We start from the raw sequence: 23230 nt of genomic DNA on the forward strand, positions 1-23230 counted from the left end.
ACTCCTCGCCGCGCTGCGGGCGGGACGCCGGGTAGCCGAAGGCCGTCACCTTCTCGCCCGGCTTCCGGTCGAACGCGATCGCCTGGCCGCCGACCGCGTCCGTCAGCCTCCGGCCCTTGACCGGGTCGACGGTGAGCGCGGCGACGTCGCCGACGGCGTCCTTCGCCCAGGAGGCGGGCGTCACGGTCCTCGCGACCGGGAAGACGCCGTAGGGGCGCTTCCCCTTGTCGTAGCCCGGCACGAACACGAGGTCCGTGTACGTGTTGACGGGCGAGGCCGGCCGGCGAACGCAGTGCCCGGCCGCCATCACCACGGACCGGTTGCCGCTGCGGACGGCGGTGGCCGTGCACCAGGTGTCGTCGCCATTGGCGTTGACGAAGAACAGCCGCCCGACGGTCTTCATCGGCGTGCCCTTCCACGGCTTCGCCAGCGGGCCGGACTTCCCCAGGTCCACGGCCAGGCCGGTCTTCCGCATCCGCTCCGGCGTCCAGTAGGCGAGCGCCTCCGCGCGCTCCTTCGCCGTGTACGCCGCCTCGGCGACGGCCGGCGCGGCGGCGCTCCGGCCGGCAGGGGCCGGGCCGGCGGCGGAGGCGGCGGGAGCAGCGCCGAACGTCGCGGTGGCGGCCAGGACGGCGGCTGCGAGCCTGCGGTGGGCGGGACGGGGAAGGCGCATGGGAGTGGTGTCTCCTGACGGGACGTTAGGGACGGCTGTGTCGGGCGGGGAGACGAGCGGGGGAGCGGTGCGGTTCCCGGGGCGGCGCCCCCGCGCGCGGGCCCGCCGAGCCGGGATCTTCCGGGCGGCCCCCTCCGCGCCGGAGTGCTTCCGCGCCGGGCCCTTCCCGCAACGCCCGCGTCGGGCGGCGACCCGCATCCGGACCTCCCTGCCGACGGGCCCGCCACACCCGTCGGAACTCGTCGAAGCCCGTCAGGCCCAGCCCCCGTCGGGCGTCGAAGCCCATCAGGACCCATCAGGACCCACCGGGCCCCCGTCCGAGGCCCACCCCCACCCCGCCCCCGGCTCAGCCTATGCGCGGCAGCGACTCCCGCAGCTCGGCGAAGAGCGCCAGGAACACCTCGTAGTCCGGCACGTCCCCCAGCTCCCGGGCGCACTTCTTCGTCCAACCGCCGGCCAGCTCCACGGTCACCCAGCCCTCCTTCACCCGCGCCGGCCCGACGCGCTCCCACGGCACCGGCTTCTTCCCCTTCCAGATCAGGCCGCCGGGGCTGAGGCCGAACTCCCCGAAGGTGACCTCGTGCCCCTGCCGGAGCCGTTCCCGGTCGGCCGGCAGCCGCCGGGCGGCGACGTGTTTGCGGAGCGCCTCGCCCAGCCCGTAGTACCGGTGCCCGTGGTCGCCCTCGCGCTTGTAGTAGGCGTCGAGCTTCAGCGAACCGCCCTTCGCGCAGGTGACCGTGAAGGTGAAGTACATCGCGTCGTACTGGCCGTTGTAGGTGCGCCGGGTGACCTTCGCCGTCACCTCGGTCATGTCGTCGAGGTGGAACGCCAGCGCCGGCTTCCCGTGGTTGTGGCGGACGACGCCCCGCGCGAACTCGTAGACCCGGTTGGGTTTTTTGCGCGACAAGCCGTTCGTCAGCGCGTACACCTCAAGCAGTTCCCCGAGGTCACGGCGTTCGGCGACCTCCCGCGCCTCCGGCGTGAAGACGCGCCAGTCGCCTTCCCTGGGCAGCAGTATTTCCGGCATGCGGCACCCCCGTGCGTCCGATCGGATACCCGGCAGGGTAGCGCCGGAGGGGCGCGCCCGTCCTGCCCCGCTCCGGTTCCGCACCACCCGGGCGGGCGCGTCCGGAGAGCGTGCCCCGCCACACCACCGCGTACGGCCTCACCCGCGGTAAGGCCGCCGCCACGTCATGCCGTTGAGCGCGGACGTCAGTCGAACCACCGGTCCCGCGCGAGCTCCGCCGTCCGCGACGGGTCCTCCAGCAGCGCCGCGGCCTCGAAGCGGCGGGACCAGTGGCCGGCGGCCCAGGCGAGGCCGGCGGCCACGCCCTCCAGGGTGGTGGCGTGCAGGACGCCGTCGGGGCCGAGGCGCCAGTCCAACTCCACGTCGCCGACGTGCAGTTCCTCGTGCTCGACGTACGTGGTCGGCGCGTCCGGCAGCAGGACGCGGACGCCGTCGGGCACCTCGCGGAGCTCCCCGGCGCTCGCCTCCACCACCGCGGGCACCGCCTCGCTCAGCCGTCGCACCTGCAACAGCTCCGCGAGGTCGGCGGCGCGGTCCGGGCGGACGGGCAGCAGCGGCAGGCCGGCGGCCAGCGGGAGGAGATCGGGCGCGTCGGCGACCAGCGCGTCCGCCGCGTCGACGACCCGCACCTCGCCGTCGACGACGGCCCGCAGGTCGTCGGGGAGGGTCACGTCCTCGGGGTCGAGCGCGGCCAGCAGGCCGTAGAGGGCGTGCAGCCGGTCGGCGCGCACCGGGCGGTCCGGGTCGGCGAGGCGGGCCAGCAGCTCGGCGGCGCCGCCCGGTTCGTCGAGCAGGGCCGCGGCGGTGGTGCGGACGCCGAGGGCGCGCAGCACCTGCTCGTCCGCGAACCCGGTCGCGTCCGCCTCCTCGTACAGGCCCTCCAGCAGCGGGTCGCCGCCGGCGGCGCGCAGCCCGGCGGGGCGGCGGCCGTCGAGGACCGGGTGGCCGCGCAGCCACCAGGCGGTGTAGGGGCGGACGCTCTCCGTCGTGCCGTCCGGCAGCAGGACGCGGACGGGCGCGGTGAGCGCGTCGCGCAGCGGCGGCCGGGACAGCATGGCGAGGGCCCGCGGCCAGGCGTCGTCGGCGACCAGGTCGAGGTCGCGGACGGCGGTGAGCTCCGTCGCCACGGGCGGCACGGGCGTCTCGGGGAGTCCGTCGAGGACGTCCTCGCACCAGACGTCGACGGCGTCCAGCAGCCCGGCGTCGTCGGGCTCGGGGAAGTCGCCGTCGCGCGGCTCCAGTTCGTCCGGATCGAGGACGACGTCGGCCGCCCGGACGAGGGCGAAGTCGGCGAGGACGCCGACGGCGGTGAGCGGCTGGGCGCCCCAGCGCTCGGCCAGCGCGGCGTCGCAGGCGGCGAGTTCGCCGGGGCGGATGACCTGCTCGAACGGGCTGCCCGGGAGGACGAGTTCACCGGCCGGGGCGAGTTCGCCATCCTCGTCGGGGAGAGCGAGCGCGGCGAGCCACGGCTCGTCACCGGGCGCGAGGTTGGCGTCGCGGACGAGCGCCAGGACGGTGTCGGCGAGCTCGTCGGGGTCGAGGGCGTCCTCGTCCCACGCCTCCGCCGCGTCGAGCGAGTGCGCCACCGCGGCGCGGACCTGCGGGGTGGTGAGCACCGCGCGGGGCGAGGAGGGCGTGGCGCCCAGCTTCTCCAGCAGCGGGTGGGCCGCCGCCGGGTGGGCGATCTTGAGGCCGAGCCGGGACAGCCGCTCCGCGCCGGACGCCGCCTCGGCGTCGGCGGGCGGCAGCAGCACCTGGCGGGGGCCGACCGCGGTGCGGCTGCCGTCGGCGAGGGGGACGGGCAGGCCGCTCAGCCGGTCCGGGTCCACCCCGGCGAGGCTGTCGTACAGCCGCCACCACCACTCCGCCGTCCGCTCGACGCCCGCGAGCCGGTCGATGGTCTCCCCCAGCGACACCCGTGCCACACCCAGCGCGCGCAGCTCCTGACGGCGCTCCAGCCCCGCCGGCAGCAGGCTGCGGAACAGCTCGCCGAGCACGGTGACGGTATTCGCGCCCGCACCCTCCACGATCTCCGCCTCGGAGGGCCGCAGCGCGTACGCCTCCTCACCCTCCGGCGCGGCGGACGCGCTCGGCAGGAACGCCACCCTCGGCAGCCGCTCCAGCACCAGGCTGCGCAGCTCCGCGTCGAGCGGGCTCTGCGCCAGCGGCGACGGGACGAGGTCGAGGATGCCGGCCGTCACCGGACGCCAGTCGCGCAGCAGCGCGGTGTACGCCTCGGCGGCGCGGCCCACCAGGAAGTCGGTCAGCGGGCCGGGCGCGGCGTGCCGGCGCGTCGGGTCCATCGGGAAGGTGGCGATCAGCAGGGCGGGCAGGCCCAGCGGCTCGTCGGTGGGCGTCGGGGCGTGCAGCACCGGCGCGGTCCGCGGGCGGGCCGGGGCGCCGTCCGGGCCCACGGGGACGGCCCAGGTCAGCGCCCAGTTCGGGCGCAGCCGCTCCTCGACCGGGCGGTCGGCGAGCAGCGCCGGGTCCAGCCGCCCGCCGGCCCGCTCGACGCGCCAGCGGGTGGTCTCCCCCGCGCTGTCCTCGACGACGACGTGCCCGGCCTCCTGATGCGTCGTCAGGGTGCGCGGGGCCGCGCCCGGCAGCTCAACGACCAGTTCCCGCAGCCCGGGGAGGGCGAGCAGCAGGGCGTCGTCCACGCCCGCGAGCAGCCGCTCGGCGAGGTCCTGCGCGGCACCGTCGCGCAGCGGCAGCACCACGACGGTGTCGTAGCCCTCGGGCGGCGTGCCCTCGGCGGGCAGCGGCAGCCGGAGCAACGGGACGTGGCCCTCGCGGCGGCGCAGCTCGTCGCCGAGCGCGGGCGCGCCGGCCGCCGCCTGCTCCGCGAGCCCGCGCGCCTCCGCCAGCGACCAGCGGACACCACCCGAACGGCTGAGGACGGCGGGCTCGTCGCTGACGGCCAGGACGGCCGCGAAGCCGACGCCGAAGCGGCCCGCCGCGCCCGTCTCCTCCCGCTTGGCCGACGCCCGCAGCGTCGCCAGCGACTCCACTCCCGCCGCGTCCAGCGGCGCACCGGTGTTCGCGGCCGCGAGGACGGCCGGGCCGTCGGCGTGCGCCGGGTGCAGCGTCAGCCGCAGTCTGCCCGGGACGCCCGCGCGGGCGGCGGCGTCGGCGGCGTTCTGCGCCAGCTCGACGACGAGACGGTCGCGGTAGCCGCCGAGCGCCAGGTCCTCCTCGGCGTTGGCGTCCTCCCGGAACCGGGCCGCCGACGCCGCCCAGGCGTCCAGCACCCCCCGGCGGAGGCGGCCGGTACCGAACGGGTCCGTCGCTGTGCCGCTCACGTCGTCTCGTCTCCTCTGCGTGGAGCTCTGCCCACAGGGGTGGGCCTTGCAAGGGTGAACGTACCGTGCGGGTGTTCGCGGGGGCGGCGGGGTGGGAGGACCGGGACGTCAGGAGCCCGCGCCGCCGGCCCCCGTCCCCCACGGGCGTCCCGGGACGACTCCGGGGTGTCTCCGCCGGACTCGTAAGGATGACAAGCCGGTTGGGGCGGCCGGCGGCGGGGCAGATCCCCCGTCCGGCGGGGTCACATCCCCCGGCGAAAGGGGAACCTCATGGCCACTGTCTCGATCCGCGACTTCTCCTTCATCCCCGGCCAGTTGACGGTCGCCGCGGGCGACACGGTCACCTGGACCAACGACGACGGCACCGACCACACGGTGACGGCCGACGACGGCTCCTTCGGCTCGGAGCCCTTCGGCCGGGGCGGCACCTTCGCCCACACCTTCGCCCAGAGCGGGACGTTCCCGTACCACTGCGACATCCACCCGGAGATGCGGGGGACGGTCACGGCCGGCTGAGGACGGGCCGGCGTCTCCGCGTCACCTCACGCGCGGCGGCTCCCGTCCGTCCCGGGCGGTCGGTTCGCGGGCGGGACGCCCATGGGCCCGCCAGGCGCGCCGCCGTCGGCCGGACCCGGCCGCCGCCCCGCCCTGGCCACGCCCCGCGCGAGCGGCTAGGCGTGCCCCAGGTCCTCGTCCGCCTCGTCGGCCCCCCCGCGCCGCGTCCCCCATCGGCAGCACGTCGACGACCGTCTCGTCGATGACGGGGGGCGCCGGGCGCGGCGGCTTGGGCATGACGGCGGCCTCGGAGTGGCCGCCGCAGCCGTAGGAGAGGGAGACGACGTGGCCGTCGGCGGCGCCGAACTCGTTGCCGCAGACGCCGAAGGCCTGGCCGAGGGAGCCGCCGATCGGGATGAGGAAGCCGCAGCTGACGCAGGGGGCGGGGGCGGCCTGGGCCATGGGCGTCTTGGCGCCGTGCGACTCGTCCCAGCGGTCGGCGGCGATGTGCAGGCCGTAGCGGGACAGGACGCGGGCGCGGCGCATGCCGAGCTCTTCGGCGAGCGAGGTGAGGGAGCCGCGCGCGGGGGCGGTCGGCTGGGCGGCGGGCGGGCCGGGCGCCACCTCGGCGTCCTCCGCGTCGGCGAGGTCGGCCAGCTCGTGGGAGAGGGCGGCGGGGGCCACGACGGAGTTCGGCGGCGGCTCCTCCGCGCCCGTCCAGCCGGGCTCCAGCCGCAGGTCGTCGGACTCGGTGGGCAGCAGGTCGCCGGGGCCGAGGTCGCCGGGGCGCAGCCGCTCGCTCCAGGGCACCCATTCGGGGGCCAGGAGGGCGTCGGGGCCGGGCAGCAGAACCGTCTCGTCGAGCGTGACGTTCTTGGCGCGGGAGGCGCGGGCGACGGTGACGGCCCAGCGCCAGCCGCGGTAGCCGGGGTCGAGGCAGCGGAAGTAGTGCGTGACGACGCGGTCCCCGTCGGCGGTGACCTCGACGTGGTCACCGACCTGCCCGGGGTGCGCGGCCTCCTCGGCCGCCGTACGGGCCAGTTCGACCGCCTCGGCGCACAGGCGGTCCGGGGTACGGCTTCGCATCGCAGCACTCACAAGAATCGATTCTCTCTTCCACGCCGTCTCACGAGTGCGCCAGCCGAGCGGCCGGGCCGGCGGACGGAGCGGACCGGAGGACCGCGTCGACGTCCGCGCCCGAACGGCCTCGGGCGCACCTGGTCATGTCCATTCTGCGGGATCGAGACTCGGCGCGCGGCCAAGAACGACCGCTGGTGGCGCGTGGGGCACGCTACCTCGGGTGACCACCCGGGGGATACCCGGGTTTCGGTGAGCTCCCCGGGTCGCTCCGGTACGCCCCCGGGAGCCCCCGGCCGAAGCGACCCGGCCGAGTGTGCCGTACTCCGCTCCAGGTGGGGCAAGATGACGTCGTGGGTGTCATCCGGTCAGCACATGGCGGTCCGCTCCGCCGGGGCGGCCGGAGCGTCGGCCGTGCCCTGCGCGCGCCCGTCACCTGGGCCGCGCGCGGCATCCGCAAGGCGACGCACGCGCACGGCGCGGGCGAGTCGGGCCTGGCCAAGCTGATCGAGCTGCACGCGGTGCACTCCGCGGGCGACATGCTCATCACGATCGCGCTGGCCTCGACCGTCTTCTTCTCCGTCCCCACCGACCAGGCCCGCGGCCGGGTGGCGCTCTACCTGGCGATCACCATGGCCCCGTTCACCCTTCTGGCCCCGGTGATCGGCCCGCTGCTGGACCGGCTCCCGCACGGGCGCCGGGCCGCCATGGCCGCGGCGATGATCACCCGGGTGGTCCTGGCCCTGACCATGACCGGCGCGGTCGCCACCGGCGGCCTGGAGCTCTATCCGGCGGCCCTCGGGGTGCTGGTGGCCTCCAAGGCGTACGGGGTGGTGCGGTCGGCCGTCGTGCCACGGCTGCTGCCACCGCGGATCTCGCTGGTGAAGGCGAATTCCCGGGTGACGCTGGGGGGACTGCTGGCCACGGGAGTGGCGGCCCCGCTCGGAGCGGGGCTGCACCACCTGGGGCCGGCCTGGCCGCTGTACGGCGCGTGTGTCGTCTTCCTGCTCGGCGCCTATCTGTCGCTGTCCCTGCCGCACATGGTCGACTCGGCGAAGGGCGAGGCCCGCGCCCGCCTCGCGTCGGACGAACACCGGCACCACCGGCATCACCGGTCCCGTCTGCCCGGGCACAGCCGGCCGCTCGCCCTGCCGCGACGGTCCGCCCCGAGCGGGCGCGGCCCGGGCCCGTGGCGGGCGTGGCGGGAGCGGCGGGCGCTCCGGGAGCGCCGCCCCAAGCCCGGGCTGCGGACCGTCGGCCGCTCGGTGCTGCACGCGCTCCAGGCGAACAGCGCGCTCCGCATGCTGTCCGGTTTCCTCACCTTTTTCCTGGCGTTCCTGCTCCGCGTCCACCCGCTGAGCGGGCTGAGCCCGGCGTTCTCGCTCGGCATGGTCGCGGTGGCGGCCGGCGGCGGGAACGCCCTCGGCACCGCGATCGGCGCACTGCTGCGCTCCCGCGGCCCGGAGAAGACGATCGCCGTCGTCCTCACCGCGGCGCTGGCCTCGACGATCGTCGCGGCGGTGCTCACCAACGCGTTCTTCATCGTCCTCGTCGCGGCGGTCGCGGGCATCTCGCAGGCGCTCGGCAAGCAGTCGCTGGACTCGCTGATCCAGCGCGACGTCCCGGAGGAGGTCCGGACGTCCGCGTTCGCCCGGTCGGAGACGCTGCTCCAGATGTCGTGGGTGCTCGGCGGCGGCATCGGCATCCTGCTGCCGCTCAACGGCGTCCTCGGCATGGCCGTGGCCGCCGGGTTCCTGGCCCTGGGCGTGGCCACGGCCGTCCGGGGCCTGCTGACGGCCGCCCGGCGGGGGACGCCGCACCCGCGGGTGGCGTGACGGGCGACGGGCCGGTGCGGTGCCCCACGACCGCCCGACGCGCCCCGACGCACCCACGCGCCGCCCGCCCCAGGGCCCCTCGCCGCCCCCGTATGGGCCCCTCGCCGCCCCGGTACGCCGCCCGGTCCCCGGTGGTCCGGCGCGGCTCGCCGCACCCGCGCGACACGGGATTGACGTGGCCAGATAGCCTGCCCGCATGACCGCTGCGTTTTTCCGGGGCAGAAGCCGCCGCGCCGCTGCCGCACTCGGGGCCGTGACCTTCGGTGTCGTCGCCCTCTCCGCCTGCGACAAGCCGACTCCGCTGACGACGCTGACCGCCGACAAGTCCGAGGTCCACGCCGAGGCCGCCTGCTACGACGGCAAGGGGGGCATCGAACAGTCGGACCTCGCCGACTGCCTGGGCAAGGGCGGCAAGACGCTCAAGGTGCCCGCCGACGGCCTCCTGCACCTCGGCGTCGACCCCAAGGTCGCCAAGAAGGGCTGGTTCATCGCCTCCGGGACCCAGCGGAGCGACGTCTCCACGCGGACGTACCGCACCCTGTCCGCGTCGTCCTTCCTCCAGCAGGGCATGGACGAGGCCAAGATCAGCATCTTCATGGTCGGCGACAAGAAGACGTACGGCGTCTGGAACTACACGCTGAAGAACGACAACTGACGATGCGCGTCCTGGTCGTCACCGCCGTCGCCGCCGAGCGGTCGTCCGTGACGGCCGCCGCCGGTCCGGCGGGGCCCGGGGAGCCCGAAGAGATCGCGCTGCCCGGCGGCGCCGTCCTGCACCGGATACCGGCGGCCGGCGTGACGTACGACGTGTTGGCGGCCGGGGTGGGTCCCGCCGCGGCGGCGGCCGGCACGGCCACGGCCCTCACGGCGGCGGCGCTCGCCGGCGCCCCGTACGACCTGGCGGTCTCGGCGGGCATCGGCGGCGGCTTCGCCCCCGGGGCCCCGCTCGGGGGGCTCATCGTCGCGCGCCGCGTGGTCGCCGCCGACCTGGGCGCGGCCACGTCGGACGGCTTCCTGCCCGTCACCGAACTGGGCTTCGGCGTCGACGCGCACCCGGTGGACGACGCGCTCGTCGACGCGGTCGGCGCGGCGACGGGCGCCCGGCCGGGGGACGTACTGACCGTCTCCACCGTGACCGGCACGGCGGCCCGCGCCGCCGAACTGGCCGCCCGGTACCCGGACGCCCTGGCCGAGGCCATGGAGGGCTTCGGCGTGGCCGAGGCCGCGGCGGCGCACGGTGTGCCGGTGCTGGAACTGCGGGCCGTCTCCAACGCGGTCGGCCCGCGCGACCGGGCCGCCTGGCGCATCGGGGACGCGCTCGCCGCGCTGACGGAGGCGTTCCGGGCGATGGGTCCGGCGCTCGCGGGACGCACGCCGGCGGCGTCGGAGGCGGTACGACCTGACGAAGCCTCCGCCGTCTCACCCGTCGCCACATCCTCCGTCGCTTCCGCCGTCACTCCAGAGGACATCACCGAGGAAGGCCGCCGAGACTGATGGACCAGCCGACCGCTGACCAGCCGATCCGCATCGCCTACTCCCCCTGCCCCAACGACACGTTCGTCTTCGACGCCTGGGCGCACGGCCGCGTCCCCGGCGCGCCGCCCCTCGACGTGACGTTCGCGGACATCGACGTCACCAACGGCATGGCGGAGCGCGGTGAGCTCGACGTGCTCAAGGTGTCGTACGCGGTGCTGCCGTGGGTGCTGGAGGAGTACGCGCTGCTGCCCTGCGGCGGCGCGCTGGGGCGCGGTTGCGGGCCGCTGGTGCTGACCGCGGGCGGGATCACCGACCCTGCGGAGCTGGCCGGCCGGACGGTCGCGGTGCCGAGCGAGCGCTCGACCGCCTATCTGCTGTTCCGCCTGTGGGCGGCGGCCGAGGTGCCGGGCGGCGTGGGCGAGATCGTCGTCCTGCCGTTCCACGAGATCATGCCGGCCGTGCGGGACGGCAAGGTGGACGCCGGTCTGGTCATCCACGAGGCCCGGTTCACCTACGCGAACTACGGGCTCACCCGCCTCGCCGACATGGGCGAGCACTGGGAGGCCACCACCGGCCTGCCCATCCCGCTGGGCGCGATCATCGCGAAGCGCTCGCTGGGCGCGGAGACGCTGCGGCGGCTGGCCGAGGCGGCCCGGACGTCCGTGCGGATGGCCTGGGACGACCCGGAGGCGTCGCGTCCGTACGTCATGGAGCACGCCCAGGAGATGGATCCGGCCGTCGCCGACCAGCACATCGGGCTGTACGTCAACGAGTTCACCACCGGCCTCGGGGAGAGCGGCTACGCGGCGGTCCGCGGCCTGCTGACCCGGGCGGCGGCGGAGGGCCTGGTACCGGCCGTGGGGCCGGACGCGCTCCGCTTCGTCTGACGCGCGCCCGGGATCCCGTCCGGTCCGGCGGCCGTGCCGGCCGGTCAGACGTCCAGCTGGTCCGCCACCGCCCGCAGCATGTTGGCGATCTTCGAGCCCGACGCCTTGTCGGGGTAACGGCCGCGCTCCAGCTGCTGGGTGACGTTCTCCAGGAGGGTGGTCAGGTCCTGGACGATCGAGGCCAGCTCGTCGGGCTTGCGGCGCTGCGCCGCGGCCACGGAGGGGGTGGGGTCCAGGAGCGTCACGGAGAGGGCCTGGTCACCACGCTGTCCGGCGACGACGCCGAACTCCACGCGCTGGCCTGGCTTGAGGGCGTCGACCCCGTCCGGGAGCACCGAGGAGTGCACGAAGACGTCTCCGCCGTCGTCACGGGAGAGAAAGCCGAAGCCCTTCTCGCTGTTGAACCACTTGACCTTGCCGGTAGGCACGTCTGTCCTCGTCCTCGTACTCGTCGGAAATCGGAAACGGTCGGAATGTATCGGAAACGGTTGGTAGGCGTGGGAAATTATCGAAACATCTGAACGCAAGTAAAAACGGCTCTGGACAGCACGGCAGCGGGTCGCGAAACCCGCTGAACCGAAGCCAGAACCAAGGCTAATGGTCCCGGGCCCGGTGACAAGACGTCCTCAGGTCGTACCTCTGCGCGTCCGGCGCGCCTCCGGTGATGTCCGCTCCCGCCCCGCCGTCGGGCGGTCCCTCCGCGCCGCTCCTGGTCACAGCCCTGCCGGGCAGCCGCGGGCGCACGCCCGCCACAAGGCAACTACCCTGCTCGGGTGAGCAACGAAACGCCCCGGGCCGGGGATCTGCTGGTGCGCGCTGGCGCGATCGTCTTCCTCGTGGGCGCAGTGGCCACCATGGCCACCGTCGCCCCGCTCTTCCTGGGCGCCGACCCGCTGCCGTCGGCCGCCTACTTCGTGTGCATGCTCATGGGCGTCGGCTTCCTGATCGCCGCGGCCGGCGTCCTGCGCACCGCCGCCGACCAGCGGCGGCGCGCACGGGAGGCGACGGCGGCGCGCTGACCGCGGGCGCCGGCCGGGACCGGACGGCCGGACGGCCGGTCAGGCGGAAGCCGCGGCCTCCGCTTCCGCCACCTCCGCCCGGTGCGCGCGGAGCCAGCGGGGGAAGTCCGCGAGCCCGTCGAGGACGACGTCCGCGCCGGCGGCGCTCAGTTCGCCGGCCGGGCAGGGGCCGGTGGCGACGGCCACCGACAGGGCGCCGGCCGCGTGGGCGCCCCGGACGTCACCGGTGTGGTCCCCCACGTAGACGCCGGCACCGTGCTCGCGCAGGGCGACCGCCTTCTGCTCGGCCCACAGGTCGCCGATCAGCGCGTCCGGCTCCAGGGCCAGGTGGTCGAGGTGGAGCCGGGCGTTCCCGCCGTGCTTGGCGGTGACGACGATCGACCGGCCGCCCAGTTCCCGTACGGCGGCGAGGGCCTCCCGCGCGCCGGGCATCGCGAGCGAGCCGGTGATCGCCAGCTCCCGGTACAGGGCGCGGTAACGGTCGGCCACCTGCGGCACGTCCGCCTCCGGGAACCACTCCCGCAGCTCCTGGAACAGCGGCGGCCCGAGCCGGCTGACCGCCAGCTCCGCGTCGATGAACACCCCGGTCTCGGCGGCCAGGGCCTCGTAGGTCGTCCGGATCCCCGGCCGGGAGTCGATCAGGGTCATGTCCAGGTCGAAGCCGACGGTGAAGGGGGCTGCCGGCACGGCGGCGCGGGGCTGCGTGGTCATGGGGCTCATTGTGCGCGTGGGGGACGGACTCCCGCGCGGGTGGGGTGGGGTGGGCTGGGGCGGCGGGACGACGGGTGGGTCCTCTGCGGCTGGGTCCACGGACGGGATCCGCGCGGTGGCGGGACGGCGGCGGGCCCGTACAGCGGTGGGACGGCGGGCGGGTTCTGTACGGCGGACGGGAACGGGGGCGGGCCCGGCGACGGGTCCGTACGGCGGCGGGCCCGTACGCCAGCAGGTCCGTACACCGGCGGATGGCGACGGCGACCGCACGACGAGTCGGCGACCGTACGGCGGCGGCGGGCCCCGGCCGGTGGCAACCCCGCGCCCCCGCGCGCGTGCACCGCGCGCACGCCCCTCCTCGCCGCCCCGGCCCCCACCGTAGACTTAGCCTGACCTAACTCGGGCCTTTCGGTCAGAGCGGCCGTGCGCGCCGTCGCGTCCGCGTGGCACCCGCGCACGAGCCCTCGTCGTACGCCCCGATGCCCCACCTGCCCCGCCCGACCTGCCTGCCCCACCCGTTCGACGCCAGCCCCCGTCCGCCCCCACCGAGAGAGCCGCCGGAATCCGCGCCGTGGAAGCCATACCCGCCCCGCCCGACCCGGTCGGCTCCCCCGCCCCGCCACCACCACCCGCCGCCGGGCCCGCCCCCACCCCCGTCCCCGTCCGCCGTCGCGTCGGCTGGACGGCCGCCGCCGTCGTGGCGCTGCTGGCGGCGGTGGTGCTCAGCCTGGCCGTGGGCAGCCGGACGATCCCGCCGGACCGCGTCCTCGACGCCCTGCTGCACGGCGGGGACGACGCGACGGCCGGCGTCGTCCGCTCGCTGCGGCTGCCGCGGACGCTGATCGGTCTGATGACGGGGGCCGCCCTCGCCATGGCCGGGGTGGTGATGCAGGGCGTCACCCGCAACCCGATCGCCGATCCGGGCATCCTCGGCGTCAGCCAGGGCGCCTCGCTGGGCGTCGTCCTCGCCATCGCCGCCGCCGGGGTGCACACGCTCACGGGGCAGGTGTGGTTCGCGTTCGCGGGGGCGGCGGTGGCGTCCGTCGCGGTGTACGCGATCGCCTCGCGCGGCCGCGACGGCGCGTCGCCCGTCAAGCTGGCGCTCGCCGGGGCGGCGGTCAACGCGCTGCTGGTCTCGGTGATCTCCGGCGTGCTGACCACCCGGGCGTCGGCGCTGGAGGAGTTCCGGTTCTGGCAGATCGGCTCGCTGGCCGGCCGGGACCAGGCGATCGTGGGCCAGATGTGGCCGTTCCTGCTGGTGGGGGCGGTGCTGGTGCTGTCCGTGGCGCGCGGGCTCGACGCGCTCGCGCTCGGCGAGGACGTGGCGCGCGGCCTCGGCCGCAACGTCGCGGCCGTGCGGATCGCGGCCGGCACCGGGGCCACCGTGCTCACCGGTGTGGGGGTCGCGGCCGCCGGCCCGATCGCGTTCGTCGGCCTGGCCGTGCCGCACATCGCCCGGGCGCTCGTCGGCGGCGACCACCGCCGGCTACTGCCGATGGCGGCGCTGCTCGGGCCGGTCGTGCTGCTGCTCTCCGACGTCGTCGGGCGGGTGGTCTACGCCGACAACGAGGTCCCGGCGGGTGTGATGACGGCCCTCATCGGCCTCCCGTTCCTCGTCGGGCTCGCCCGTCGCAGGAAGGTGGCGGCATGACGGCGCCGCGGCGGGCGGACGAGACCCTCCCCCTCCGCCCCACCGGTTACACGGTTCTCCGCACCCGCCGGCCCGGCCGGGCCTCCTTCCTCCTCCACCGCCGCAGCGCGGCCGTCGCCCTCTGCCTGGCGGTGGCGCTGGCCGCGGCCTGCCTGGCGTACCTGTGCGTGGGCGACACCTTCGTCGCGCCGGGCTCGGTCCTGGACGTCCTCCTCGGCCGGCCGTCCCCCGACGAACTGGTCGTCGGCACCTTCCGGCTGCCGCGCATGACCGTCGGCCTGCTGGTCGGGGCCGCGTTCGGCATCGCGGGGGCGCTCATCCAGACCGTGGCCCGCAACCCGCTCGCCAGCCCGGACATCATCGGGGTGTCGCAGGGCGCGGGGGCGCTGACGGTCGGCGCGATGACGTTCGGCGTCACCTCGTACGCGACGCTCCCCTACGTCTCCACGGCGGGCGGACTGCTCGCCGCCGCCCTCGTCTACCTCTTCGCGTGGCGCGGCGGGCTGCACGCGGGCCGGTTCGTGCTCATCGGCATCGGTTTCGCCATCGCGCTGCGGGCGGTCACGCAGTTGTTCCTGACCAAGGGCGACTACCTGGTCGCCCAGCAGGCGAAGGTGTGGATGACCGGTTCGCTCAACGGCGCCGGCTGGGACGCGGCGACGCCGGTGGCGTGGACGCTGCTGGTCCTCGCCGTCCCGCTGTGCTGGGCCGCCCGGGCACAGCGCGCGGTCGCGCTGGACGACGCCACGGCCACCGCGCTGGGCGTCCGCCTCAACCGGGTACGGGCGGGGCTCGTCCTGCTCGGCGTCGTCCTCGCCTCCGTGGCGACGGGCGCGGCCGGCCCGGTCGACTTCGTCGCGCTGCTCGCCCCGCAGATCGCCCGCCGTACGACGCGGACGGACCGGATCCCGCTCGTCTGCTCCGCGCTGACGGGCGCCCTGATCGTCGTCCTGGCGGACCTGCTGGCCCGCAAGCTCTTCGAACCCACCCAGCTCCCGGTGGGCGTCCTCACGGCCGCGGTCGGCGCGCCGTACCTGATCCGGCTGATCATCCGCGGCCGCACGGGAGGAAAGTCGGCATGACGCAGGAAGTCGGCACGACGCAGGAAACGGCCCCCACGACGACCCGTGCGACGTCCGCGCGGCTGCGCGCCCGCTCCCTCACCCTCGCCTACGAGCAGCGGACGGTCGTGGACGGCCTCGACCTCGACGTGCCGGACGGCGAGGTGACCGTGATCATCGGCCCGAACGCCTGCGGCAAGTCGACGCTGCTGCGCGCCCTGGGACGGCTGTTGAAGCCGGTGTCCGGCGCCGTCCTCCTCGACGGCGAGGAACTGACCCGCGTCCCCACCCGGCGACTGGCCACCCGCCTGGGCCTGCTCCCGCAGACCCCGGTGGCCCCCGAGGCGATCACGGTCGCCGACCTCGTCGCCCGCGGCCGGCAGCCGCACCAACGCTGGTGGCAGCAGTGGTCGGAGGCGGACGAACGGGCGGTCGCCGAGGCGATGCGGCGTACGGACGTGGCGGCGCTGGCCGACCGCCCGGTCGACGAACTCTCCGGCGGCCAGCGGCAGCGCGTCTGGATCGCCATGGCCCTCGCCCAGGAGACCGGCCTGCTCCTCCTCGACGAGCCGACGACGTACCTCGACATCGCCCACCAGGTCGAGGTCCTCGACCTGGTCCGCCGCCTCAACACCGACCGCGGCCGCACGGTCGTCGCCGTCCTCCACGACCTCAACCAGGCCGCCCGCTACGCCGATCACCTGGTCGCCATGAAGGACGGCCGCGTCGTCGCCCAGGGCCGCCCGGGGGACGTGGTGACGGCGGACCTCGTCCGCGACGTCTTCGGCCTGGAGTCGGTGGTCGTCCCGGACCCGGTCACGGGCGGCCCCCTGATCGTCCCGGGCCCCCCCGGCACCGGGCCGCGCCGCTTCTGCCTGAGGCGGGTCCCGCCCGAGGCGGGTCGGCGTCAGGCCCGCCCAAAGGCCAGCAGGTGCGAGCCGGCGGCCAGCAGTTCCGGATACCCTTCGGCCATCCGCGCCGCCTCAAGTGCCGCCCGGAACATGGCCGATCCGCCGAGGCCCTCGCCCGTGTGCTGCTCAACGGCCTTCAACAGCCCCCAGGCTGGCCCCTCGACGCCGAACAGGCTCACGTCCCGGAACCCGGCCCGGTCCAGCTCGTCCGTGAGCCCGTCGGCGGTGTGGAAGTAGGCGGAGGTGAATCCCTTGCGCCCGGCCTCGTGCCGCCCGGTGGCCAGAATGTCCACGACCGCGTCGCGCACTCCTCCACGATCGAGCCAGGTGGTGGCCGTGTGCTCGAACAGGGAGGCGTAACGGCTGATCGCCGCGGCGGCGATCAGGCCGCCGGGCTTGAGCACCCGGCGGGCCTCGGTCAGAGCCTGTAGCCGCTCTTCTTGCCGGAGGAGGTGGTAGAGGGGCCCGAGAAGCAGCACGACGTCACAGGAGTGATCAGCTGCCGCAAGACACCGCGCGTCTCCGACCTCGGCCCGGCAACCGGCTCCGCGAGCGGCCTCGACGTGACGCGGAACTGGGTCGACCAGACACACGTCGTATCCGTCGCCGGCCAGCCACCGCGCGTGCGCCCCGGGACCTCCGCCGACGTCCAGGACCCTCGCGGGCGCGGGCGGAAGGTGCCGGCGCAGCAACTCCTGGGTACGGACCAGTTCGAGCCTGCCGTCGGCGGACGCCGTCAGCCGCGTTGCCTCGTCGTACCCCTCGGTGTAGAACGCGATGATCTCAGGGGCGACCACGGGCGGCTGCGTCATGGGCAGCATGCTGTCCCTTGACCGGTCAACCTGTCCAGAGGGTGGGAGTTGTGGGCATGCCAGTGCTGAAGTACGAACAGATCGCCGACTCGCTTCGTCAGCGCATCACCGAAGGGGAGTTCGGCCCCGGTGACGTCCTGCCGTCCGGCCGGGACCTGTGTGAGCAGTGGGGCGTTTCGCGGGCGACCGTCAACAAGGCGTTCGAGACGCTGCGCGCGGATGGCGTGGTGATCTCACGGCAAGGGCTGGGATTCTTGGTCACGGACGTCCCTTTGGCCAGGCCGGCCGGAAGGCGCCGCATCAACACCGCACGGACGACCGACGGCCGGCCGTTCCGCCGACTCGGCTTTCCGGCCTGGGAGTTGCCACCCGGACGAATCTGCGATGCGCTCGACCTCCGACCTGACGAGGCAGCCTTGCGGCGTGACCGGCTCATCTTGCTGGACGACGGCTCGCCACTGTCCTTGGTGAGCGCGTGGTTCCCGCACGAGGTGGCCGACCACTGCCCTCGCCTCGCACAGAAAGGGCCGATCGCCGAGGGCACGACCAATTACGTGGCTCGTGAAACCGGGCGGCGTCCGGCCAAGGGCAGCGACGTCACGACGGTGCGGCTTGCCACGGCGGAGGAATCGGCGCGGTTGGCTCGCGAGCAACCGCTCGCCGTAGCGGTCGACCTGCATGTTGCCTACGACGCAGCAGGGAAAGCGTTGGTCTGTGAGGAAGGTGTGACGCCGTCCGACCTCTGGGAGCGAGTGGACAACTACCCGATGGGTGTGGGGCCTTAACTTGACTGGACCGGTAAACCGGTCCAGTCTGGCCGCGTGGTGTCCGGAGGCGTCGGCGCTTGAAGCAACCACGGCTGCCTCGCACCACGCTTCGGCCACCTCTGCACTCTCGCCGCTCCCCGGCGTAAGGACTCGTCGCCATGACGCCCACACCACACATCTACGGCCTCGCACACATCACCGACACCAACGGCCGGCTCCTCATGTTCAAGTCCGGCGCCGGAAAATGGCGGCTCCCCGGCGGGCCCGCCCTCCGAGAGGAGACGGCCCGTACCGCGATGGCCTACTACGCCCGCCGCGACCTGCACATTCGCATCGAGCCACGGTTTGTGCTCGGCGTGGAGCTGATCCACGAAAGCCGCTCCACCGCATACCTGTTCGCGTGCACTCCCCTGCACGCCGGCGACATCGCGCGCATCAAGCTCCCCGGCGCACGGTCCGACATCACGGCCTTCGCGTTCGTGGACTACCCCGGAATCACCGAGGGCGTCAGCCCCCACGAGCACCGCCTCATCACCGAAGCGGCGAGGGCTCTGAGAGGCGCCCGAACCCCTTGACCGCGCTTCCGGATCTGTGATGAATTCCTGCTGACACGGATCGGCACGGGGCCGGAACTGGCACCGCAGGTCGACCACGTATGGAGACGGCTCATGGGCACGGGAGCGGCGACGGTCGGCGCGCTGGCGGACGAAGTCGGCTGGTCGAGGCAGCACTTGACCGACCGCTTCCACCGGGAGACCGGGCTGGCGCCCAAGCCCCTGGCCCGTATCGCCCGCCTGCAGCGCGTCATGGCGCTCATGCGCGGCACCCGCCCGCCCTCCTGGGCCGAAGCCGCCGCGACATGCGGTTACACCGACCAGTCCCACCTCATCCGTGAATTCCGCCTGCTCACCGGCTGCACGCCGGACGGCTTCCGCGCCCTCACCGACGACTGGTGCGGCGTCTACACCGGAGATCCGCGCGTGTACGCGGCCGGGCGGCCCGGCTTCGGCTCTTCGGGGGCACGGGTCGGCTCGGGAGCCGGGGCGGCGGCTCGCTTTTAGGAGGCCGGGGACCACGCGAGTCCGCCGATGACGACCGGCCGACGGGGAACCGCCGGAAGCGCGTGAAGCGCCGGATCGAGGGTTCCGGGACCCGGTTCCCCGGGGTGCGGATGACCGCGAACCGGGAACGGGAGACGTCCGGTTGAAGACAGGGTGGGAAGAATTTTTTCCCCCCCCAACCCACCCCTGTCACCCCATCAGGTGACACGGTGGAAAGCGCCGCGATCGGCGCGGTAGCGTCGCGCTCACATCACCGGATGTCGTGAAAACGACGACGGCCCCCGCCGGGACGGCAATCCCGAACGAGGGCCTGATCATCAAGGAAGCAGAACCCTTCCCTATGACTGAGGCGCAGTTTAGCGCGCACGCGGGCGCGTGTGGCGGGTCGCCGCGAGCCGCCGTGTCGCTCGCCGGAGTGACGCACGTGCGGCACCGGCACACCTCGCACTTCACCGTCGTCGGCCATCACCTCGCACAGCACCGGGAGTTGTCCCTGGTCGCGATCGGCATCGGTGTGTACGTGCAGTCGCTGCCGGATGGCGCGAACGTCGGGATCAAGGACCTGACCAGGCGGTTCCGGGAGGGCGAGATCACCATCGCGCGCGGGCTGCGCGAGCTGGAGCAGGCCGGTTACCTGCGCCGGGAGCGGGTGCGGAACAAGGAGGGGCGCGTCGTCACCCTGACGCTCTGGCATGAACGGCCGGGCTCGGTAGGTGCAGTTGAGCGTTCCGGGGATGCTCCGTCGGCCGTCGACCTCGTCCGGCGGCGGCGGAAGCCGAAGCGGCGGGACGAGGCGGGGCGGCCGCAGCCCGAGCCGTCACGACCGCCCGAGTCGTCGCAGGACACGCCGTCACAGCTCACACCGTCGCAGCCCGAGCAGCCCGCCGCTCCCGAGCCGCTTCCCCCGCCCGACGGGCCCGCCGCCGACCTCCTCGCCGGACTCCGCCGCCACGATCCCCGCCTGTTGCTCTCCGAGAAGGACGTGCGGCAGCTCTCGCCCGCCGTCCGGGCCTGGCTCGAACGGGGCGTCGGGCCCCGGCAGATCGTCCGCACGCTAACCGCCGAACTCCCCGTCGGCCGCATCCCCTGGCCCGCGCGCCTGCTGCGCCACCGGCTCACCCATTGGCTGCCGCCCGCCCTGCCCACCGGGCCACTGGAGCCCCTGGGGGCGCCCGGGGACGTGCCGCCGGGGCTCGCCCCCTGGGACGCTCCGGGTTTCGGGTCCCCGCACGCCCAGCCGCCCGCCCCGCCCGCTCCCCTCCCCCTCCGCACCTGCGACGGCTGCGAGCGCGCCGTCCGGGCCGCCCGCCCCACCCTCTGCCGCGACTGCCGGGAGGGTGCCGTGTCCGTCGGAATCGACGGAGAGGCCGGCGGAGAGGCCAGTGGGGCGAGCGGCGGAGAGCTCGGCGGGGCGGGCGGCGCCGTGTGAACGCGCGGCGCGCGTCAGCCGGGGATCGCCCCGGCGTCGATGACCTCGCCGTTCAGGTCGCACCACGCGGTCGACGTACGGCCGGAGCGGACGCGGTCGCCGAAGCGGAGGTAGTCGATGCCGTCGGCGCGGTGGCAGACGATGTACGAGGTGAACGACTGCCCGTAGCACGTGATCGACGCGCCATGGCCGTTGTCGCCCCGCAGGTACCGCCAGGTGCCGCAGGTGAAGGCCGATCCGGTGGTGGTGGCGGAGGGGACGGTCGCGGCGGGCGTCGCGGCGGGCGTCGCGGCGGCCTCCACGACCGACGCGGACGCGGGTGCCGCGAACCCTGCCACCGCTCCGCCCGCGAGGGCCAGTGAGGCGGTGACGACCGCGACACGGGGGCGGATCTTCATGGTTCCTCCCTTGTCTGGATGCCGGGTTGGTCGTTGCGCCGGCCGACGCTAGTCGCCGGCGCGGCGGTCACCCAGTGCGGTACGGGAGTTGGCCGGTACCGGACCCGGTCCCGTCGGACATCCGCCGCGCCCGCGCGCCACCGCCGCTCCCCAAGCGGAGAACGGGCCGCCGGAAACCCTCACTTCGCGTGAACCACCCATCGCTTCCCGGCCGTTCCTCCGACATGGCCCACCACACCCGGCCCAGCCACCCCGCACGCCTCGCCGCCTCGGCGGACGTCCCTTCGTCCGTCCGAACTCTCACCCGCGCCGTCGTCGGCTCCCCCTTCACCCGGCACATCGTCGCGGTCGGCGATCCGGGCGGGCGGGGGTGTCAGTGGACCGTCCCGCCCCGGCGGCGCCCGGTGCGCCGTCGCGGGGCGGAAGGCAGAGGCGGCTGTCCGGGACATCGCCGGTGCACTGGCTGCCCGCCCGGTCGAACTATCGCCTCCGCCCGGCAGCTCGCCGAGCGGGACCACCGCCTGGGAGCCTCAGCGGCCCCCTGTCCTCGCGTCCACGACTCGCGCGGCGCGGGCAAGCGCCTCTTCGTGATGTCCGCCGCCCTGGCAGAGGTCGAGCGCGAGTTCATCCACGAGGGATTTCGACGGCCGGCAGTGCCTGCCGGTGCCGCTCCGGAGTTTCAGCTTCAGGCGCTGAGGCGCTGGGTGAGGAACAGTGCGGCGCGGTCGAGCGCCTGGCCGGCTTCGTCGAGTTGGCCGACGAAGGACTGGAACACGTGCGGCACCCCGGCCGTGACGTCCAGGATGACGTCGACCTCGGCGTCCCGGGCCCGTTCGGCGAGGCGCACCGAGTCGTCCAGCAGGAGTTCGTTCGTACCGACTTGCAGCAGCAGCGGCGGGAAGCCGGTGAGGTCGGCCAGGACGGCCGGTGCGAGCAGTTCCTGGTGCGGGTCCTGCCCGCCGAGGTACCAGGCGCCGGTGTGGGCCATGCCCTCGCGGGTGAAGAAGGGGTCGACGCCGGCTTTGGTGTCCATGCTGGCCCCCGTACGGGTGTGGTCGAGGCCGGGGGAGAACGCGACGATGGCACCGGGCACGGGCAGCCCGGCCTTCCTCGCGGCGAGCGTGGCCGTCACGGTCAGCCCTCCGCCGGCCGAGTCACCGGCGAACGCGACGGATTCCGGGTCGGCCCCGTCGTCGAGCAGCGCCCGGTACGCGGCGACGCAGTCCTCGATCGCGGCGGGGAACGGGTGTTCCGGCGCGAGCCGGTAGTCGAGCGACAGCGCGCGGAACCCGGTACGGGTCACCAGGCCCGCGGTCAGCCCCATCGCTGTCTGTGGTGATCCCAGGGAGAACGAGCCGCCGTGGAAGTAGAGGATGGTGCCGGGACGCGCCTCGCCCTCCGGTTCGACCAGTACCGCGGGCCGCTCACCGAGCACGCTCTCGGACGTGCGTACCTCCGGGACCGGGAACAGCGCCATCAGTGCCGCGAAGTCGGCGCGCATCCGCTCGACGGGCAGCGGCCGGAAGCCGCCCTGCGAGCCCTGCCGCAGCATGGCGTCGACCGTCGCGCGCTGTGCCTTGCTCATGGGTGTACCCCTTCACCGGTGCGTCGCTAAACTGTATGCCGTGGAAGGTAATACATATGCCGCAGCATCTAAAGGGTCCGAAGACGCGACCGTGACGTTCTTCAGCGATCTGGTGCGGTGCGAGACACGTCTGTACAACGCGCTCAACGAACAGCTCCGCAGGCGCCACGGGATCGCGGCCTCGCAGTTCGAGTTCCTCCGCTATCTGCGCGACCACCCGGGCGCCCGCGTAGGCGACCTCGCGGCGTTCTTCGCCATCGGCGTCGGAGCGACCAGCAAGGGAATGGACCGCCTCGAAGGGCGCGGCTGGGTCCGCCGCATCCCCCATCCCGCAGACCGCCGCTCCTCGCTGCTCGAACTCACCGAAGCCGGCGTCGAGCTCGTCAACGACGCGGAGGACGCGTTCGCGACCGTCAGCGAACTCGTCCAAGCGGCCGTCGATCCCAAACAGTTGCAGGCCATGGCACAGGCGCTGCGACAACTCCGCGCCGCGCTCGAGCACGACAGGATCGGGACGCCCGTCGGCTAAGGGCTGGCCCGTTAAGGGCCTTTGAGCCGAGGTGGCAGGGGGTCGGTCGCGGTGTGGTCCGCTCGCCTGTCCGGCGAGGGCGAGGTTGTGCATGCGGACTTCATCCGGGCTGAGACGTGCTCGACACGGGCGCGGGCCCGCTTGTGGGATGTGTTGTGAGCCTCCGTCCACTCGGGCAGGTCTTCGCCCTTGCGGCGGCGGTGCGGCATCACGAGCCCGTGCGAGCCGGTGGCGCGTCACGTTCGTGCGCCAGTGGGCGGCGACCGGCAACAGCCGGCCCTCCAGAGGCAGGCCCCCAGGGCCGTCCCCGGCTCCCCGGCGGACACTGCCGGCCTCCTTGCGCCGCAGTACGGCCACCGGCTTCGCGAACCGGCGCGGGCTTACCCCGGTGAACGGGGCTCTCCAGGACGGCTGCGACGCCGTGATCACACCAGCCACGCTGTGCTCATTCCACTGCGGCGGAGTGGGACAGAAGGCCGTCATCCACCCTCCTCGCCGTCGGTGAGACGGCGACGCCACCACAG

General features: G+C 74.5%; 21 protein-coding genes and 3 pseudogenes. 15 read left to right on the plus strand and 9 right to left on the minus strand.

Features of this window, described 5'->3' with window-relative positions; translation table 11 throughout:
- Positions 1 to 254: 254 nt before the first annotated feature.
- Positions 255 to 494, plus strand: a complete 240-nt coding sequence (locus K7I03_RS13135; protein WP_224347028.1) for a hypothetical protein — start codon at positions 255 to 257, stop codon at positions 492 to 494.
- 525 nt (positions 495 to 1019) lie between these two features.
- On the opposite strand, the gene K7I03_RS13140 is transcribed toward K7I03_RS13135, so the two are convergent.
- Both K7I03_RS13140 and K7I03_RS13145 read right to left on the minus strand, forming a co-directional pair.
- Positions 1020 to 1700: a DUF6585 family protein gene (locus K7I03_RS13140; protein ID WP_185941471.1), complete on the minus strand. Its 681-nt coding sequence runs from the start codon at positions 1698 to 1700 to the stop codon at positions 1020 to 1022.
- Positions 1701 to 1885: 185 nt separating this feature from the next.
- Positions 1886 to 5002, minus strand: a complete 3117-nt coding sequence (locus tag K7I03_RS13145; RefSeq protein ID WP_185941472.1) for a sacsin N-terminal ATP-binding-like domain-containing protein — start codon at positions 5000 to 5002, stop codon at positions 1886 to 1888.
- 270 nt (positions 5003 to 5272) lie between these two features.
- Here K7I03_RS13145 and K7I03_RS13150 point away from each other — a divergent pair, with 270 nt between their 5' ends.
- Positions 5273 to 5518, plus strand: coding sequence for a plastocyanin/azurin family copper-binding protein (locus K7I03_RS13150; protein WP_185941473.1), 246 nt, complete (start codon positions 5273 to 5275; stop codon positions 5516 to 5518).
- A gap of 189 nt (positions 5519 to 5707) precedes the next feature.
- Here the strand turns inward: K7I03_RS13150 and K7I03_RS13155 are convergent.
- A pseudogene (locus K7I03_RS13155) lies at positions 5708 to 6583 on the minus strand (DUF3027 domain-containing protein); the annotation flags it as partial.
- Positions 6584 to 6927: 344 nt separating this feature from the next.
- On the opposite strand from K7I03_RS13155, the gene K7I03_RS13160 reads away from it, so the two are divergent.
- From K7I03_RS13160 to K7I03_RS13175, 4 genes are all read left to right on the plus strand, one after another.
- Positions 6928 to 8409 (plus strand): MFS transporter, encoded by a 1482-nt coding sequence (locus K7I03_RS13160; protein WP_185941475.1) that lies wholly within the window; start codon positions 6928 to 6930, stop codon positions 8407 to 8409.
- 196 nt (positions 8410 to 8605) lie between these two features.
- On the plus strand, positions 8606 to 9064 hold the full coding sequence (locus K7I03_RS13165) for a DUF2771 domain-containing protein (protein WP_185941476.1): 459 nt from the start codon (positions 8606 to 8608) through the stop codon (positions 9062 to 9064).
- Between the two features lie 2 nt (positions 9065 to 9066).
- Complete coding sequence (locus K7I03_RS13170; RefSeq protein ID WP_185941477.1) at positions 9067 to 9903, plus strand: futalosine hydrolase; 837 nt, start codon at positions 9067 to 9069, stop codon at positions 9901 to 9903.
- The gene (locus K7I03_RS13175; protein WP_185941478.1) at positions 9903 to 10772 is read left to right on the plus strand and encodes a 1,4-dihydroxy-6-naphthoate synthase; all 870 of its coding nucleotides are present in this window, start codon (positions 9903 to 9905) and stop codon (positions 10770 to 10772) included. The genes K7I03_RS13170 and K7I03_RS13175 overlap by 1 nt, the downstream gene beginning before the upstream one ends.
- 44 nt (positions 10773 to 10816) lie before the next feature.
- Here the strand turns inward: K7I03_RS13175 and K7I03_RS34060 are convergent, their stop codons facing one another.
- Positions 10817 to 11200: a cold-shock protein gene (locus K7I03_RS34060; RefSeq protein ID WP_185941479.1), complete on the minus strand. Its 384-nt coding sequence runs from the start codon at positions 11198 to 11200 to the stop codon at positions 10817 to 10819.
- 345 nt (positions 11201 to 11545) lie between these two features.
- Here K7I03_RS34060 and K7I03_RS13185 point away from each other — a divergent pair, with 345 nt between their 5' ends.
- Positions 11546 to 11791, plus strand: coding sequence for a hypothetical protein (locus tag K7I03_RS13185; RefSeq protein ID WP_185941480.1), 246 nt, complete (start codon positions 11546 to 11548; stop codon positions 11789 to 11791).
- A gap of 39 nt (positions 11792 to 11830) precedes the next feature.
- Here K7I03_RS13185 and K7I03_RS13190 read toward each other — a convergent pair whose 3' ends face one another.
- Complete coding sequence (locus K7I03_RS13190) at positions 11831 to 12502, minus strand: HAD family hydrolase (RefSeq protein WP_185941481.1); 672 nt, start codon at positions 12500 to 12502, stop codon at positions 11831 to 11833.
- A gap of 571 nt (positions 12503 to 13073) precedes the next feature.
- Here K7I03_RS13190 and K7I03_RS13195 point away from each other — a divergent pair.
- The 3 genes and pseudogenes from K7I03_RS13195 to K7I03_RS13205 all read left to right on the plus strand — a co-directional run.
- The gene (locus K7I03_RS13195; RefSeq protein ID WP_185941482.1) at positions 13074 to 14153 is read left to right on the plus strand and encodes a FecCD family ABC transporter permease; all 1080 of its coding nucleotides are present in this window, start codon (positions 13074 to 13076) and stop codon (positions 14151 to 14153) included.
- Positions 14150 to 15235 carry a FecCD family ABC transporter permease gene (locus K7I03_RS13200; protein ID WP_185941483.1) on the plus strand — a complete coding sequence of 362 codons (1086 nt, stop codon included), beginning with the start codon at positions 14150 to 14152 and terminating at the stop codon, positions 15233 to 15235. The genes K7I03_RS13195 and K7I03_RS13200 overlap by 4 nt, the downstream gene beginning before the upstream one ends.
- Positions 15232 to 16065 (plus strand): annotated as a pseudogene (locus tag K7I03_RS13205) (ABC transporter ATP-binding protein); the annotation flags it as partial. The gene K7I03_RS13200 and the pseudogene K7I03_RS13205, both read left to right, overlap by 4 nt.
- A 56-nt stretch (positions 16066 to 16121) precedes the next feature.
- Here K7I03_RS13205 and K7I03_RS13210 read toward each other — a convergent pair.
- Complete coding sequence (locus tag K7I03_RS13210; RefSeq protein ID WP_185941485.1) at positions 16122 to 16937, minus strand: class I SAM-dependent methyltransferase; 816 nt, start codon at positions 16935 to 16937, stop codon at positions 16122 to 16124.
- Between the two features lie 56 nt (positions 16938 to 16993).
- On the opposite strand from K7I03_RS13210, the gene K7I03_RS13215 reads away from it, so the two are divergent.
- From K7I03_RS13215 to K7I03_RS13230, 4 genes are all read left to right on the plus strand, one after another.
- Positions 16994 to 17722, plus strand: a complete 729-nt coding sequence (locus tag K7I03_RS13215) for a GntR family transcriptional regulator (RefSeq protein ID WP_185941486.1) — start codon at positions 16994 to 16996, stop codon at positions 17720 to 17722.
- A gap of 140 nt (positions 17723 to 17862) precedes the next feature.
- Positions 17863 to 18279, plus strand: coding sequence for an NUDIX hydrolase (locus tag K7I03_RS13220; protein WP_185941487.1), 417 nt, complete (start codon positions 17863 to 17865; stop codon positions 18277 to 18279).
- 93 nt (positions 18280 to 18372) lie between these two features.
- Positions 18373 to 18765 carry a helix-turn-helix domain-containing protein gene (locus K7I03_RS13225; protein WP_185941488.1) on the plus strand — a complete coding sequence of 131 codons (393 nt, stop codon included), beginning with the start codon at positions 18373 to 18375 and terminating at the stop codon, positions 18763 to 18765.
- Positions 18766 to 19180: 415 nt separating this feature from the next.
- Positions 19181 to 20194 (plus strand): hypothetical protein, encoded by a 1014-nt coding sequence (locus K7I03_RS13230; protein WP_185941489.1) that lies wholly within the window; start codon positions 19181 to 19183, stop codon positions 20192 to 20194.
- 14 nt (positions 20195 to 20208) lie between these two features.
- Here the strand turns inward: K7I03_RS13230 and K7I03_RS13235 are convergent, their stop codons facing one another.
- Together K7I03_RS13235 and K7I03_RS13240 are read right to left on the minus strand one after the other, a co-directional pair.
- Entirely contained in the window at positions 20209 to 20592 is a 384-nt protein-coding gene (locus K7I03_RS13235; RefSeq protein WP_185941490.1) for a hypothetical protein, read from the minus strand.
- Positions 20593 to 21277: 685 nt separating this feature from the next.
- Positions 21278 to 22177 (minus strand): alpha/beta hydrolase, encoded by a 900-nt coding sequence (locus K7I03_RS13240; protein WP_185941491.1) that lies wholly within the window; start codon positions 22175 to 22177, stop codon positions 21278 to 21280.
- A gap of 91 nt (positions 22178 to 22268) precedes the next feature.
- Here K7I03_RS13240 and K7I03_RS13245 point away from each other — a divergent pair, with 91 nt between their 5' ends.
- Complete coding sequence (locus K7I03_RS13245) at positions 22269 to 22706, plus strand: MarR family winged helix-turn-helix transcriptional regulator (RefSeq protein ID WP_224347029.1); 438 nt, start codon at positions 22269 to 22271, stop codon at positions 22704 to 22706.
- Between the two features lie 95 nt (positions 22707 to 22801).
- Here K7I03_RS13245 and K7I03_RS13250 read toward each other — a convergent pair.
- Positions 22802 to 23144 (minus strand): annotated as a pseudogene (locus tag K7I03_RS13250) (hypothetical protein); the annotation flags it as partial.
- Positions 23145 to 23230: the final 86 nt, after the last annotated feature.

It is taken from the genome of Streptomyces mobaraensis, assembly GCF_020099395.1.
Classification (GTDB): domain Bacteria; phylum Actinomycetota; class Actinomycetes; order Streptomycetales; family Streptomycetaceae; genus Streptomyces.